The 15,521-nt window shown below is 67.5% G+C and carries 11 protein-coding genes; 5 read left to right on the forward strand and 6 right to left on the reverse strand.

Going from position 1 to position 15,521, the window contains the following annotated elements; genetic code table 11:
• Nucleotides 1–621: 621 nt before the first annotated feature.
• From AzCIB_RS05695 to AzCIB_RS05715, 5 genes are all read right to left on the reverse strand, one after another.
• Nucleotides 622–1,473, reverse strand: coding sequence for a TorD/DmsD family molecular chaperone (locus AzCIB_RS05695; protein WP_050415002.1), 852 nt, complete (start codon nucleotides 1,471–1,473; stop codon nucleotides 622–624).
• An 88-nt stretch (nucleotides 1,474–1,561) separates the two neighbouring features.
• Nucleotides 1,562–2,686, reverse strand: a complete 1,125-nt coding sequence (gene nrfD / locus AzCIB_RS05700; RefSeq protein ID WP_050415003.1) for an NrfD/PsrC family molybdoenzyme membrane anchor subunit — start codon at nucleotides 2,684–2,686, stop codon at nucleotides 1,562–1,564.
• 13 nt (nucleotides 2,687–2,699) lie between these two features.
• Nucleotides 2,700–3,458, reverse strand: a complete 759-nt coding sequence (locus AzCIB_RS05705) for a 4Fe-4S dicluster domain-containing protein (protein WP_232299365.1) — start codon at nucleotides 3,456–3,458, stop codon at nucleotides 2,700–2,702.
• A 13-nt stretch (nucleotides 3,459–3,471) separates the two neighbouring features.
• Complete coding sequence (locus AzCIB_RS05710; RefSeq protein ID WP_198149616.1) at nucleotides 3,472–5,955, reverse strand: molybdopterin-dependent oxidoreductase; 2,484 nt, start codon at nucleotides 5,953–5,955, stop codon at nucleotides 3,472–3,474.
• Nucleotides 5,956–6,019: 64 nt separating this feature from the next.
• Nucleotides 6,020–7,255, reverse strand: a complete 1,236-nt coding sequence (locus AzCIB_RS05715) for a 4Fe-4S binding protein (RefSeq protein ID WP_050415006.1) — start codon at nucleotides 7,253–7,255, stop codon at nucleotides 6,020–6,022.
• Between the two features lie 301 nt (nucleotides 7,256–7,556).
• On the opposite strand from AzCIB_RS05715, the gene AzCIB_RS05720 reads away from it, so the two are divergent.
• From AzCIB_RS05720 to AzCIB_RS05740, 5 genes are all read left to right on the forward strand, one after another.
• A complete protein-coding gene (locus AzCIB_RS05720; RefSeq protein WP_083446883.1) occupies nucleotides 7,557–8,420 on the forward strand; it encodes a substrate-binding domain-containing protein in 864 nt (287 codons plus the stop codon).
• 8 nt (nucleotides 8,421–8,428) lie between these two features.
• Nucleotides 8,429–9,886 (forward strand): sensor histidine kinase, encoded by a 1,458-nt coding sequence (locus tag AzCIB_RS05725; RefSeq protein ID WP_050415007.1) that lies wholly within the window; start codon nucleotides 8,429–8,431, stop codon nucleotides 9,884–9,886.
• On the forward strand, nucleotides 9,883–11,217 hold the full coding sequence (locus tag AzCIB_RS05730) for a sigma-54-dependent transcriptional regulator (RefSeq protein WP_050415008.1): 1,335 nt from the start codon (nucleotides 9,883–9,885) through the stop codon (nucleotides 11,215–11,217). Before AzCIB_RS05725 ends, AzCIB_RS05730 begins: the two co-directional genes overlap by 4 nt.
• 232 nt (nucleotides 11,218–11,449) lie before the next feature.
• Nucleotides 11,450–12,919, forward strand: coding sequence for a permease (locus AzCIB_RS05735; protein ID WP_050415009.1), 1,470 nt, complete (start codon nucleotides 11,450–11,452; stop codon nucleotides 12,917–12,919).
• A 2-nt stretch (nucleotides 12,920–12,921) separates the two neighbouring features.
• Complete coding sequence (locus tag AzCIB_RS05740; RefSeq protein ID WP_050415010.1) at nucleotides 12,922–13,167, forward strand: thioredoxin family protein; 246 nt, start codon at nucleotides 12,922–12,924, stop codon at nucleotides 13,165–13,167.
• Nucleotides 13,168–13,210: 43 nt separating this feature from the next.
• On the opposite strand, the gene AzCIB_RS05745 is transcribed toward AzCIB_RS05740, so the two are convergent.
• The gene (locus tag AzCIB_RS05745; protein WP_083446884.1) at nucleotides 13,211–15,508 is read right to left on the reverse strand and encodes a heavy metal translocating P-type ATPase; all 2,298 of its coding nucleotides are present in this window, start codon (nucleotides 15,506–15,508) and stop codon (nucleotides 13,211–13,213) included.
• Between the last annotated feature and the right edge of the window lie 13 nt (nucleotides 15,509–15,521).

Raw genomic sequence — 15,521 nt, forward strand, 5'->3', positions numbered from 1 at the left:
CGCGCGATACGCCTTACCCACAGGCGCCCGCCCGCCAGCGTATGAGGCGCGCTGGCGGTCGCCTGTGGATAAGCCTGCGCACTGCCCCCAATCGACCGTGATCGTGACCGACGCGGTTAGAATCTGAACCCCACGCTTGCGCGCAGACCCCACCGGTCACGTTCGTCGGTGCAGGCGGTCACGTTCGTCGGAATGCGCAGTCTGGAACACTTTCGAACCTGCCGCTCAAGGGCTCAATTGCCCCGAGCGCACCCAACGGCCGCTTCCGCGACGTTGGCTCTACCGACGAATGTCCGGTCTGGAAATGATCGTGCGTCCGCTGTGGCCGAGAACGAGGCGCTCAGCCTGAGGAGCTGACTGGCGGTTTGAAGATCAGGAAGCCGACTTCGACCGTGCAAACATCATCGGGCAGGTCACGGTCGGCTCCGGGCGTTGATCGATCAAGCACTGACGGACAACTCCGGCCGACGAACTGCCCGCCACGAGTTTCCGACGATGTTGAGTGCTTGTGCGCAACGAGTGTGCGTTCCGCGCATCGCATTCCTAAATGTCGACGTCGGCAGCGACATTGCCGGCCGCGAACAGCGAACGCGACCATTTGCCATAGTCTTGCGGCCCGCCTCATTCGTAACGTGATCCCTTGCGCGGCCCGGGCGGTGTGCCGCGCGAGTAGCCTCGGGCCTCGTCGCGCCGTTCCGGCGGGATTGCCAGGTGATCCGTGGACAGCCCCTTTTCGCGCAGTTTCCGGGCGATGAAGGCCATGTCCTCGGCCGTCACGCCGCGCATTGCGCGTTCGTGACGGGCCTTGCCGATGGCTCGGCGGGCGCGCAGTTCGGCGGGGGGCAGGCTTTCGGCGCAGGCATCGTGGGCGACGGCGGCGACGAGGACGCGCGTCAGCGGCAGCCACGGATTCGGGCCTGTGTCGGCGGATTCGAGGTCGCGGATGAAGGCCGGCAACCAGCGCGCGACGGGGTCGTGGAGGAAATATTCGGGGTGCACCGGCGGCAGCGGTGTGCCGGCCTCCAGTGCTTGGGCGCTGCGCAGGTAGAGCAGGGCGACGAACTCGAGTTGCACCGATACATGGTCGGAGAGATCGTGGAAATCCGCGCCGCGTTCGACACCGCAGCTTCGATAGGCCTCATCCATTGCCGCGACGGTACCGCCGTTGAGCGCGCCGTCGAGGTAGCAGGCGGTGTTGATCTGTACCGTGCGCGGCGGTGTAACGAACAGCGCGCTGTAGCGCCCGAGCAGCGTCAGGTGGTCGGGGATCGCGGCGATTGCGGCGCGGTAGTCCGCGAGCGCATCGGCGCAGGCGTAGCCGAGCGAGGCGGCGAGTTCCGCCAAGTCGTCTGCCAATGCGTCGCGCAGGCCGTCGAAGGCCTGCACTGTGTGCGGCGTGAGGAAGGCGCGCGCGAGGCACAGGTAGAACTCGCCGCGCTCGGTCAGGGATTCGATGTTGCGTGCGTCCATCATGCGGGCTTCCGGAAGGTGGCCGGGGGCGGGGAGAACGCGCCCGGCCGGGGAGCGGACCGGGGGCAAACCGGTCCGCCGGGAGAAGCGCTCAGTCCTGCGGCGCGGCGTCGAGCTTCAGCATCTTCTCGCCCAGCGCCCAGCCGACGAACGCAATCGAGAACGCCAGCAGCGTGAGCATCCACTCGGTCGTCGACGGCGTGTAGGCGATCAGATCGGGCACCCAGCTGCCCTTGAACAGCGGCAGGAGCTGCCCGCCGATGACGAAGTCGTAGCGGTCGATGAAGAAGCCGCCGATCACCATCACCGAGGCCACTGCCAGGGCCTTGCGTTGCAGCAGGAGGTAGAAGGCGCCGATCAGCAGCGCGGCTTCGATCCAGTACCACGGCGAGGCGACGATGGCGTCCCACACTTGCAGGCCGTCGGCGTTGCTCCACAGGCCGATCACGGTGCGGTAGCCGATCACGAGGATGGTGATGCCGAGCAGCCCTGCGAAGGCGGTCGGCAGCGGCCCCCGCATCAGCGTGCGCACCTGGGCCGGCATCGTGTCCTCGCTGCTGTAGCTGAGGCGGGTGACCAGCATCGCGAAGGCCGCGCCGGTGCAGGCCGCGGTGAGGATGAAGTACAGCGGCACGAGGTTGCCGTACCACATCGGGCGCATCGCCATCGCGCCGAAGGCCATGCCGAGCATGCCGCCTGCGAGCAGTTCGGTGACCAGCGCCGCGAGACCGATCTGCTTGCTCGTGGCGCTGTTCCAGTCGCCGTTGTGGATGCGCAGGAACTTGAGGATGCCGAGCACGAGGAACACGGCGTAGAAGATGCCCATCCAGTTGAGCGGCGAGACGAGCTGCGCGTTCAGCGGGATCGCCCACAGCATGCGGAACGGGTGGCCCAGCTCCAGCGCCAGCGATGCGAACCCTGCCACCAGCGTGACCAGCGACAGCCACACGCAGCGCTTGGCGATGGGGTACCAAGCCCTGTTGCCGAAGGTCATCGCCACCGAGGCGACCAGCGTGAGGCCGGTCGAGGTCAGTGCGAAGAACACGTAGTTGACCACCGGCAGCCCCCACGAGACGCCGTCGCTGCCGGTGTTGAAGGCGCTGTGGCCGCCCGACAGCAGGTTGAAGAAGGCGATGCCGAGGCTGACGACCAGGCCCGCGAGGCCGGCCATCAGTACCGCGCTCACCGCGCCGCTGCCTTGAGTATTTGTTGCCATGGTGTGCTCCTCCTCAAGCCTTCGTGTTCGAGCGGGTGCCCGGAACCGCGCCGCTGGCCGCGCCGCCGCCGCTGACGTAATACACCTGCGGCTTGTTGCCGGTGTGGTCGAGCAGACGCGTGCCCTGCTTGTCGGAAATCAGCCGGCTGACCTGCGAGTTCGGGTTGTCCAGGTCGCCGAAGTAGCGGGCCTTGGGCGCGCAGGTGCGCACGCAGGCGGGCACGTATTCGACGAGCTCGGGATTGCTCTCGTCGAGATCCGCCGTGCCCTTGGGCGCCTTGCTGATCTTGTGGTAGCAGAAGTTGCACTTCGACACGACGCCGTTGGGCTGGATGCCGACGCCGTGCTTCGGGTCCTGCTGCGGGCCCTTGTACGGCGGGTTCCACGACAGGTCGCCGTCGCCCTTGAACACCTGCTTGATGTTCGGTTCGATCAGCGGCTTTTCGTCGGTGTAGAAGCGCACGCCGTATGGGCACGCGATCATGCAGTACTTGCAGCCGATGCACTTGTCCCAGTCGATCAGCACGACGCCGTCCTCGGTCTTGTAGGTGGCCTTGGTCGGGCACACATGCATGCACGACGGTTCCTCGCAGTGCATGCAGGGGCGCGGGAACCACTTCAGTTGCGGCGTCGGGTGCTTGCCTTCCGTGTAGTACAGGACGTCCTGGTAGTTCTCGCCGGGCAGACGGTTGTTTTCCATCTGGCAGGCGGTGCTGCAGGCCTGGCAGCCGGTGCACTTCTCCAGGTCGATGACCATTCCCCATTTAGCCATTTTGCGAGTCTCCTCAAGCCTTCTCGACCGACACCTTGCCGGTGTAGTAATTGGCCATGCCCGAGATGCGGTCGGACTGGTTGTCGATGATCGAATCCACGTGCGATCCGCGTCCCTTGGCCCAGCGGCCGTGCGCCCAGTGGCCGTGCTCGAAGGGCAGCACGATGGTGTCGGGGCGGGTGAGCTCGGTGACGCGGGCGACGGCGACGATCTCGCCGAGTGTCGATTTGATGCGGATGCGGTCGCCGTCCCTGAATCCCTTGGCTTTCGCGACGGAGGGATGCACTTCTGCATACACCTGTCTGCGTCCGCCGGCGGTCGGCTGCATCAGCGAGATCGCGTTGGGGATGTTCGCGCTGCGTCCTTCCGCGTGGAGCGCGTTCTTTGGCGTGACGAAGTGCAGGTCGCCGCTGCCGGTGTATTTCGGCTCCTCCCAGTGCGGGAAGTTGAATTTCGCCGGGTCGCGGCCGGTCTTCGCGATCACCCAGTCGCGCTTGTGGTCGAGGTAGGAGGACTTGAATTCGAACTTGCCCGAATCGGTCTTGAGCAAGTTCTTCTTCACGTCGTCGGCGCTCATCGGCTTGTTCCAGCCCTGGCCGTCCCACTCGAAGAAGTCGCCGCGCACCTGGCGCCAGTGATAGGGCTTCTTGTACCAGACGCCTTTCTCGACCCACGACTCGAAGCTGTTCACGCCGTTGTCGCCGGGCGTGGCCTCGAAGCCCTTGGCCAGGTGGCGCAAGATGTTCTCGACGTTTTCAAGCTTGGCGTAGTACTCGCTGGCGGGGCCCTTGAGGCGCTTGCCGATTTCGATCAGGGTGTTGCCGAAGGTCTGGGTGTCGTACAGCGGCTTGATCGCGGGGGTGCGGATCTGCGCGAGCGGCCAGCCCTGGAAGGGGTAGGTGGGTGCATCCTGCCAGCGTTCGAGGTAGGTCGAGTCGGGCAGGATCAGGTCGGCCATCATCGCCGTCTCACCCGGGAAGGGCGAGGTGTCGATGACGAAGACCTCGGCGAGCATCTTCTCCCACGCCGTCGCATCGGGCGACGAGAACACCGGGTTGGTCATGTAGAACATGACCGTGTCCATCTTGTACGGCTTGCCCGCGAGATGGTTCTTCGGCACTTCCTGCAGCATGTTCTTCGCGAACATGTAGCCGTCCTCGTGCCCTTTCAGGTCGATGCGTGGCATGTCCTTGTGCGGGCCGTTCTTCGCGTAGTCGTCGAGATGGTCGTCCGGGTTTGCGGGCGCCGGACCGTAGGCGGGCCCCATCTGGTAGGCGAGGCCGCCCTCGGCGAAGAGCGAGCCGACCAGCGCGTTGAGCGAATGGATCGCCATGCCGTTGAGCACGCCGTTGCTGTGGTTGTGCGCGCCGCGCTCGAACAGCGCGATGGCCGGGCGCGTCGTCGCGAATTCTCGCGCCGTCTTGACGATGAGGTCGGCGGGAATCGTCGTGACGCCTTCGGCCCATTTCGGCGTGCGGTCTTTCAGTTCGACGTTCCACCATTCGGTGAGCCCTAGTGTCCACTTCTCGTTGAACGCCGCGTCGACCGGTTCGCCCGCCTTGAAGTGGTTCTGGCCGTCCGCGAAATTGCCGACGAAATTCCGGTCCCACAGGCCTTCGGTCAGGATCACATGGGCGATCGCCAGCGCCAGCGCGCCGTCGGTGCCGGGCTTGATGATGAGCGCGCGGTCCGATGCGGACAGCGTCTGGTTCATGTGCACGTCGACGGCGGTCACGCGTGTCTTCGGCGCCTTCTCGCCGCGGATGTAGCCCCACACCTGCAGGTTGTTGTTGTACGGGCGGAAGGACTCGAGGAAGTTGGCGCCGAAGATCAGCAGGTAGTTGGCGTTGCGGTAGTCGTACGAGCTGTAGGACGCGTTGCCGTCGGTGCATTGCTTCGCAAGCACCGAACCGTCCGAGCACATCGAGGAGTGGCCGATACCGATGTTGGGTGAGCCGTAAAGCTTTGCCATCGGCACGAGCGTCACGCCGACGTCGGTCGCGCCCCAGCCGCGCCCGAAGAACAGGCCGAAGCGGTGCGACTCGCTCTTGTCGCGCAATGCGTTCATGCGGTCGGCGACCGTCTGCCAGGCCTCGTCCCACGTGATCGGCACGAACTGCGGGTCCTCGTTGCGCCCCTTCTTCGGGTTCGTGCGCTTCATCGGCCCCTTGAAGCGATCCGGGTCGTACAGGATGTAGGTGCCCAGGTGCATCTTCGGGCAGCCCTTGCCGTTGGCGATCGGATGGCCGGCGTTGCCGTAGATCGCGTGCACCTTGCCATTGGTCGTGTAGACGTCGATGCCGCAGCGCGCCGGGCATTGTGCGCAGATGCTCTTGGTGACCACGGTGTTGCTGTCGACGGTGGCTGCCTGTGCTTCCTTCAGCGTCGACAACTGCGCGATGCCGAATCCGCCGCTGCCCGCCACCGCCGCGCCGGCCGCCGTTCCCGCACCGCTGACCTGCAGGAAGCGGCGCCGCGAAATGAGTTTCTTGAGCATTTCCATTTTCCTGACTCCTCCATTGACCCTCTTGGTATGGCGTTCATGACGAGCGCGGCGGGGGCTAAGGGCCCTCGGGGGCTGCCGGCGCGTCTCTGTGCGGGCGGCTGAAGAGGGCAAATCCGGCGCGTGCGAGGTTTTCGCTCTTGCGGCAGCGCTCGCACAGCGCTTCGTCGTCGTGCGCGGCGAACAGGGCGCCGCAGCGCACGCACTCGCTTTGTTCGATCGTCGCGAGCACGGGCGGGGCACCCAAGGGACGCCAGGCGCGCGCTTCGTGTTCGAGCGCATGGGATGGACAGATCTGCGCACAAGCGCCGCAATCGACGCACAGCCATGCGTCGAACTGCAAGCGGGCGTGCCCATCGCCACGATCTGTTTCGAGGTGCAGGGCGCCCGTCGGACATGCGCGCGAACACGCGCCGTGTGCCCGGCAGGCGGTGCTAACCGTAAGTGCAGGCAGCAGCGCGGACCGGGGATGGGGTTGGCCGAAGCGACGTGCGATGTGCTCGAGCAATACGCGCGTCTCGTCGCCACGATGGGTTGCGATGCCGACGCGGCGTCCCCGGGCGACGGGAATGTCGGCTTGCAAGGTCTCGCCCGTCGCTGTCCGGGTGACGGCTGCGGCGAGCGAACGCGAGAGGCCCGCAAAGAAGCGGCGTCGGCTTTCGATGGGCAACTCGTCGGTCGCGGCATCCGGGCGGTTACCGTTCGGTAACGCGTCCGGGCCGACCGCCGCAGGCAGGTGGTTTGCCCGCATGCCGGCTTCGGACAGCGCGCGGCGCGCGATCTCCAGGGGCGCGCGCCAGGGCGCTTGGTGCGCGCGTGCATTGCCGCACGCTGCGCAGGCGCCGTCATCGACCAGCCGAATCGGTGCATCGCCGGCGGCGATCGCGAGTCGCAGCCAGTCGTTGACGGCGAGCCCTCCGAGGCAGGCCACGCGGTGCAGGGGGGCGTCGATCGCCGCGCGGCTGCGCTCGCAACTCAGCACCAGTCCCCGGGCAGGCACCGTCGCCGGCAGCCTTACCCCATCGACCGCCAGGGCACCCGTCGGGCAAGCGGCAGCGCAGAGGCCACAGCCACTGCACGCGGCCGGGTCGAGCAGCGGCGCGTCCTCGCCGAGTGCGATGCAGCCGTGAGGGCAGGCCACTTCGCAGCGCTTGCATGCGGTCGCCGGCAGGGTCCCCGCGATGCACGCCGCACGGCGCAGGCCGACGAGTCCGAGTGCGTGCAGGCGCCGAAAACCGTCCTCCGGTCCTGCGGGGGCAGCGTCGCGGGCGAGATGGCGGAGATCTTGATTCATGGTCGCCTTCCGGATTGGTCGAGCTAGTACCGCAAGAGCCGGGCCATTCGATTCAAGTAACGGAAAAATAAGGAAATATGCGTTTCCAGAAGGAGCCGGGGGGAGTCGCGGGTTACGGTTCGGTAACCTAAACTGCAGTTGGGAACAGGGTTTTGTTACGATTTGGTAACGGGGATCCCGGCACGATGGGCGCAGGCTGTCGGCGTGCACCCTCGGTGCGGTTCTTGCGTAGGCAGGAGACCCGTTCTTCCACGAGCGAACGGGAAGGGGGAGGGATGCTGGCCTCGGGAATGGGGGAGCGATGAACCGGCGGCAGGCCTTGTTCGGCCTGTGCGGCCTCGCGTTTGCCGGTCGCGGCGCCCGGGCGTTCGCGGAGACCGGCGGCGATGTCGTGCGGATCGGCATGACTCCGGTGTTCCTCGACGACCAGGTGGGCTTTCTCGGCGCGTGGCGCGACTACCTCGCGCAGGCGCTGGGGCGACCGGTCGAATTCATCCAGCGCGGCAGCTACCGCGAGATCGTCGAGCTGATGCGCCAGGAGAAGCTGCACTTCGCGTGGCTGTGCGGTTATCCCTACGTGCGCGAGCAGCGCTGGATGCGGCTGCTGGTGGTGCCCGTGCATCAGGGGCAGCCGCTGTACCGCTCCTACCTCATCGTGCCTGCGCGGGATACGGCCACCACCAAGATCACCGAGCTGCGCGACCGCGTGTTCGCGTTCTCCGATCCGGATTCGAACTCCGGCTATCTCTATCCGCACTATCAGCTCAACCGCGCGAATACCTCGCCGGCGAACTTCTTCCGCCGCACTTTCTTCACCTATTCGCACAAGAAGGTGGTCGAGGCGGTGGCGCTGGACGTCGCGCACGGCGGGGCGGTCGACGGCTACGTCTGGGACACGCTCGCACGCACGCACGCGGAACTGACCGGGCGCACGCGCGTTGCCGACCGCTCGCCGCCGTTCGGTTTTCCTCCTTTCGTCGCCGGGCCCGCGGCATCGCCTGCGCTGTTCAAGCGCATGCAGGAGATCCTCCTCGCGATGCACGATGACGGCGCCGGCGCGGGGTTCCTGCGCCAGCTCAACCTCGACCGCTTCGCCCTCGGCACGCCGGCTCTCTATGCGGACATCGAGCGCATGCTGCGCACCATCGGCCAGCCCAACGCCTAGGAGGACGCTTGCTGCATTTCCGCGACATCAGCTTCCGCTACAAGATTCCGCTGCGCGCGACGGTGCTGGTGCTGGTTACCGCGACGGTGCTCACGGCTTCGCTGCTGCTGCGCGAATACCGGGACCTGCGCCGCGACATGCTCGACGGCTCGGCGCGCTGGTCGGCGGTGCTGAGCCAGACGCTGGTTGCGCCGATGTTGCACGACGACCTGTGGCGCGCCTTCGAGATCGTGCGTGCGGCGACGTCGCCCGGTGGCGGCGAGCAGGCCAGCGCGATCACGCTCGTCGATCCGCGCCTGCGCATCTACGTGTCGACCGATCCGGCGCGCTACCCCATCCTCGCGCCGCTGCACGAGCGCGGCGAGGCGGCACGCGAGATCGCGAGCCGGATCGACGGCGCTGCCGGCACGGCGTCGTACAGCGTGGAGATCGGCGACAAGCTGTACGTAATCACGCCGATCGACGCGGACGGCGTGCGCCTCGGCCACATGATCCTCGAGCACACCAGCACCTTCATGCAGTCGCGCTTTGCCGGCATGTGGCTCAGTGCGACGCTGGTGACGCTGTTCGTGCTGCTGTTGATCCTGCCCGTGTCGTGGTTCTGGGGGCGACGCATGGCCGAGCCGCTGGTGCATCTGGCCGATTGCATCGGCAAGGTCGGCGCGACGATTCCGCCGCCCGGCGCGCTGCAATTCGAGGATTCGAAGGACGAGCTCGGCCAGGTCGGGCGGGCGGTGGAGCGGATGTTCGACGAGTTGCGCGAGAAGGCGGGACTCGAGCGCGAGATGCTGTTCTCAGAGCGGCTCGCGGCGATCGGCCGGCTCACCGGCGGCATCGCGCACGAGATCAACAATCCGCTCGGCGGGATGCTCAACGCCATCGGCACCTACCGCAAGCATGGCGCGAGCGACCCCGAACTCGCCGCGCGCACGATGTCGCTGCTCGAACGCGGGCTGCTGCAGATCCGCGACACGGTGTCGGCACTGCTGGTCGAGGCCAAGGCGCCGAGCCATCCGCTGGCGCCGCAGGACATCGAGGACGTGCATATCCTGCTCAAGCCCGAGGCGGCGAAGAAGTTTGCGCGACTGCAATGGAACTGCGAACTGCCGGACGAGATCCCGCTGCCGGCGACGTTGGTGCGGCAGGTGCTGATCAACCTCGTGCTCAACGCGCTGCAGGCGGTCGAGGCGGGAGGCTCCGTCGCCTGCGACATCGGCCTGTCGGCGGACGGCATGACGATGGCGGTGCGCAATGACGGCCGCTACATCGAGGAGGCGCGCCTGCCCTACCTGTTCGAGCCCTTCGTCGGGGACGGCAATGGCAAGCACGGTCTCGGCTTGTGGATCACCTATCAGATCGTCACCGGGCTCGGGGGGCACATCTCGGTGCACAGCGAGCCGGGCCTCACCGTGTTTGCGGTCGATCTGCCGCTGGGCCTGGCCGTCGAAATGGAGTCCGCATCATGAATGCCGCCGTGCGCGTGTGCCTCGTCGAGGACGATCCGATCATGGGCGAGTCCCTGTGCGAGCGCTTCCGCCTCGAAGGCTTCGACGCGCGCTGGTGCACCAGCGGCGCCGAAGCGATGCGCAGCCTGCGCGAACAGGCCTTCGACGTCGTCATCAGCGACATGCGCCTGGGCGATACCACCGGCGAAGCGATCTTCGACTGGGCAGCCGGCGCATTGCCGCAGCCCCCGCCCTTCGTGTTCATCACCGGCTACGGCACCGTCGACCAGGCCGTCGCGCTGATCAAGCGCGGCGCGTGCGACTACGTCACCAAGCCCTTCGACCTCGACGCGCTCGTCGCCCGGGTGCTGGAGATCGCGGCGGCCGCGCAGGCGCAGGAGGAGGGCGTCCCCGGGCTCGAGCCGCTGGGCGTGTCGCCCGCGATGCAGCGCATCGAGGCGATGCTGCCGCGGCTCGCGCGGGCCGCCAGCACGGTCCTGATCGTCGGCGAGTCGGGCGTCGGCAAGGAGCGCGTCGCCCAGCGTCTGCATGCCTGCCTGCCCGACGCCGCGCGTCGTCCCTTCGTCGCGTTGAACTGCGGCGCGGTGCCCGAAACGTTGCTCGAGCCGGAACTCTTCGGCCACGAGAAGGGCGCTTTCACCGGCGCCGCGCGCACCCGGGCCGGTGTGTTCGAGCAGGCCCACGGCGGTACGCTGTTCCTCGACGAGATCGGCGAGATGACGCTGGCGATGCAGGTGAGGCTGCTGCGCGCGGTGCAGGAGCGGCAGGTCGTGCGCGTCGGCGGTGAGCGCCCGATTCCGGTGGACCTGCTGCTCGTGTGCGCGACGCATCGCGACCTGAAGGCGATGGTCGCGGAGGGCACGTTCCGCGAGGACCTCTTCTATCGCGTCAATGTCGTGCAGATCCGCGTGCCGCCGCTGCGCGAGCGGCGCGAGGACATCCCGTGGCTGATCCGGCGCTTCCTTTCCGATATCGCGCGCCAGAGCGGCGAGGCGCGCCGCCACCTCGTTCCCGCCGCCGAGGAGGCTGCGCTGGCCTACCCCTGGCCCGGCAACGTGCGCGAGCTCAAGCATGCGGTCGAGCGCGCCTGCATCATGAGCCCGGCCGAATGGATCACGCCTGCTGCGCTGTTTCCCGACGCTGAAGTCGCGCCGACGGCGGGCGACGTGCAGGCGCCGCTGGGCGATTACCTGCGCGAATGCGAATGCCGCTACATCCGCGGTGCGCTCGAATCCTGCGACGGGCACATCGGGCGCACGGCTGAGTTGCTCGGCATCAGCCGCAAGAACCTGTGGGAAAAGATGAAGAAACTCGATATCGGGCACGCCTGAAATCTTCGCGGGGCCACCAGTTCGGCATCGCGGGGTGCGGCATCTGTTAGGTCCTTGGCATCGGCGCGGCGGTTTTCGGAGGATAATCAGCAGTGACTGATATAGGAGCCGTTGGCGATTCGTCGATGGCTGACCCGTGCGAACGCGGGCGGGCGCAGGAATCCACCCGCGGGAACGGTGCCGGTGCGCGAGCCTCGCGTGGGGCGCTGTCGTCGGGCCGAGGAGCAATGCGATGGAAAGCGTTTCATCCTGGATCCTGCCCGTCTTCTACGGCGGGCTCGGAAACCTGGCTGCGTATCTCGCAGCACATGTGCTGTTGTGCCTGCTGCCGGCCTTCTTCATCGCCGGTGCGATGGCGGCGCTGATTCCCAAGGAAACGGTCACGCGCTTCCTCGGGCGCAATTCCAGCAAGGCGGTGTCCTATCCGGCCGCGGCAGCGGCGGGATCCCTGCTGGCGGTATGTTCCTGCACCATCGTCCCGCTCTTCGCCGGCATCTACAAGAAAGGCGCCGGGCTGGGGCCGGCGATCACCTTCCTGTTCTTCGCGCCCGCGGCGAACATCCTCGCGCTGGTCTACACCGGCGGCATCATCGGGCCGGATCTCGCCATCGCGCGTTTCGTGCTGTCGCTGATCTTCGGCATCGGCATCGGCCTGATCATGGCGCTGATCTTCCGCGCCGACGATGTCGCGCACGACCTCGCGACCGACAGCCCCTTCACTGCGCGGGGTGAGGGCATGGGGCGGGCGTCCCTGTTCTTCCTCTTCGTGTGGGTCGCGCTGTTGCTGGCCGGCACGCTGAAGCTCGGGGTGCTGACCGGCACCTACGTGAATTTCGAGCTGCCGCTCGCCGATGCGCAGATCTGGCAGGGCGTGCTCGACCGGCTCGTGCCCTTCGATGCGGCGAAAGGCGAGGAGGGGGTGTCGCTGCAGGGTGTGGTGCTGATCGCCCTGCTCGCGGTGATCGGCTTCAGCGCGTGGCGCGGGCTCGAGAACATCCAGGACGGGGCGAACGCATGGACGTGGACGAGCCTCGCGACGATCGCCCTGACGCTGCTCGTCGCCGCGCTGTCGGTGCAGACGGCGCCGGAGGGACTGCAGGTCGGGCTCACCGGAAAATTCTTCGGTGTAGCCGTCGCGCTGGCGGGAGTCGGGCTGATCGCACGCTCGCACCTGTCGCCGGACGAACTGCGCGACTGGCTGTGGGAGTCGTGGCGCTTCGTGAAGCAGATCTTCCCGTTGCTGGTGATCGGCGTCTTCATCGTCGGCATGATCCGCGTGCTGATCCGCCCCGAGTGGATCGAGATGCTCGCGGGCACGAACTCTGTCGTCGGCAACCTCGCCGGCGTGGCCTTCGGCGTGTTCATGTACTTCCCGACACTGGTCGAAGTGCCCATCGCGAAGATGTTCCTCGATCTCGGCATGCACCGCGGGCCGCTGCTCGCCTACCTGATGTCCGACCCCGAACTCTCGCTGCAGAGCATTCTGATCATCTCGGCCATCATCGGCCGGCGCAAGACGGCGACCTACGTCGGGCTGGTGGCCTTGTTCAGTGCCATCGCCGGCTTCACCTACGGCGCGTGGGTCGACGGCGTGTCGCTGCTGCGGCTCGCGCTGTGGCTGGGCGCCTTCATCGGCGTGCTGGCCGTGCTGCTGTCCTTCGCCAGCCGACGCGCCGCATCCACCCTCGTGAAAGGAGTCTGATCATGGTGAGCATCAAGGTTCTCGGTCCCGGTTGCGCCAACTGCCGCAAGCTCGAGGAAGTCGCCCGCGAGGCGGTCGCGTCGCTCGGCGTGCAGGCGGAGATCACGAAGGTCACGGACATGAACGAGATCATCGCCCACGACGTGCTGAAGACGCCCGGGCTGGTGATCAACGGGAAGCTCGTCTCGTCGGGGCGCATTCCCACGCCGGCGACGGTTGCGGAGTGGGTGCGCGCGGCGATGCCCTGAACGGGATGCGTGCCTCCACTCGCGTGGCCGGGCGCGGACGCGTTCAGTTGGTCGCGGGTGCCGCGCGGCGCAGCCGCAGCGCGTTCGTGACCACCGACACCGAGCTCGCGCTCATCGCCAGCGCGGCCACCATCGGCGAGAGCAGCAGGCCGGTGAAGGGGTACAGCAGGCCGGCCGCGAGCGGTACGCCGAGGGCGTTGTAGACGAAGGCGAAGGCGAGGTTCTGGTGCATGTTGCGCACCGTCTCGACCGAGATGCGGCGTGCGGCGGCGATCCCGCGCAGGTCGCCCTTCACGAGCGTGAGCTGCGCGCTGGACATCGCGACGTCGGTGCCGGTGCCCATCGCCACGCCCACGTCCGCGCGGGCGAGCGCGGGCGCATCGTTGATGCCGTCGCCCGCCATCGCCACGACGCGTCCTTCGCGTTGCAACCGCGCGACCAGTTCGTCCTTGTCCTTCGGCTTGACCTCGCCGAGCACCTCCTCGATGCCCAGGCGCTTGCCGACGGCGCGCGCCGTCGTCAGTCCGTCGCCTGTCGCCATGATGATGCGGTCGATGCCGTGCGCGCGCAGTTCCGCGAGCGCCTCGGGGGTTGTGGCCTTGACCGGGTCGGCAACGGCGACCAGTCCCACGACGGCACCGTCGATGGCGAGCATCATCACGCTCGCGCCTTCGAGGCGCAGCGCTTCGGCCTGACCCGCAAGCGCGTGCCAGTCGATGCCTTCCTCGTCCATCAGCGCGGTGTTGCCGAGCACCACCTTGCGTCCGTCGACCGAGCCGCGCACGCCGATGCCGGAGGACGATTCGAAACTCTCCGGTTTGGACAGCGCCAGCCCGCGGTTCCGCGCTTCGCCGACGATCGCGTGCGCGAGCGGATGCTCGCTGCCCTGGTCGAGGCTCGCGGCGACGCGCAGCACCTCGTCCGCCTCGCGGCCGGGGGCGGCGACGGTGCTGTGGAATGCGGGGTGCCCTTCGGTGAGCGTACCGGTTTTGTCGACGATCAGGGTGTCGACGCGGCGCAGGTTCTCGATTGCCGCGGCGTCGCGGAACAGCACGCCCTGTGTGGCGGCGTTGCCGGTCGCGACCATCACCGACATCGGCGTCGCGAGCCCGAGCGCGCACGGACAGGCGATGATCAGCACCGCGACGGCGTTGATCAGGCCGTAGGCCCATGAGGGGGAGGGGCCGAAGAGGCCCCAGCCGAGGAAGGTCAGCGCCGCGATCGTGACGACCACGATGACGAACCACCCCGCGACGCGGTCGGCCAGCCGTTGCATCGGCGCGCGCGAGCGCTGCGCCTGCGCGACCATCTGCACGATCTGCGCGAGCACGGTCTGCGAGCCGATCTTCTCCGCCTGCATCACCAGCGCGCCGCTGGTATTGAGCGTCGCGCCGATCACCTTGTCGCCGGCGGACTTCGATACCGGCATCGGCTCGCCCGTGAGCATCGATTCGTCCACGGCGCTCGTGCCTTCGAGCACGGCGCCGTCCACCGGCACCTTCTCGCCGGGCCGCACGCGCAGGCGGTCGCCCGGATGCACGTGGGTCAGGGGGATGTCCTCCTCGCTGCCGTCCGCGTTGATGCGTCGTGCGGTCTTGGGCGCGAGGCCGAGCAGCGCCTTGATTGCAGCGCCCGTCTCCGATCGCGCACGCAGTTCCAGCACCTGTCCGAGCAGCGTCAGCGACACGATCACCGCGGCGGCTTCGAAGTACACGGCGACATGCCCGCCCATGTGGAAGGATTCGGGAAACACGCCCGGCGCGACGGTCGCGACGACGCTGTAGCCGTAGGCGGCGCCTACGCCGGTGCCGATCAGCGTCCACATGTTGGGGCTGCGATTGGCGATGGATTGCGCCCAGCGCACGAAGAACGGCCATCCGCCCCACAGCACGACGGGCGTCGCGAGCAGCAACTCGACCCATGCGCGCGCGCTGCCGAGCAGCGGATCGAACAATCCGCCCGACATCGCGATCAGGGTGACGAGCAGCGTGGCCGGCAGCGGCCACCAGAAGCGCCGACGGAAATCGGCCAGCTCGGGGTTCTCGCCTTCCTCAAGTTCCGGCAGAACCGGTTCCAGCGCCATGCCGCATTTCGGACAGGAGCCGGGGCCGGGCTGGCGGATCTCGGGGTGCATCGGGCAGGTGTATTCGGCTGCGGCCGGCGGCTCCCCGGCGGGCGCGACCTGCGCTGCGGGTTCCAGGTAGCGCTGCGGATCGGTGCTGAATTTGGCGAGGCACTTGGCGCTGCAGAAGTGGTATTCGTGACCGGCGAACGTAGTGTGGTGGGGCGAGTCGGGCTTCACGCTCATGCCGCACACCGGGTCTTTCAGCGATTCGAGCATCGCGCGGTCCTCC

The organism is Azoarcus sp. CIB, from assembly GCF_001190925.1.
GTDB lineage: Bacteria > Pseudomonadota > Gammaproteobacteria > Burkholderiales > Rhodocyclaceae > Aromatoleum.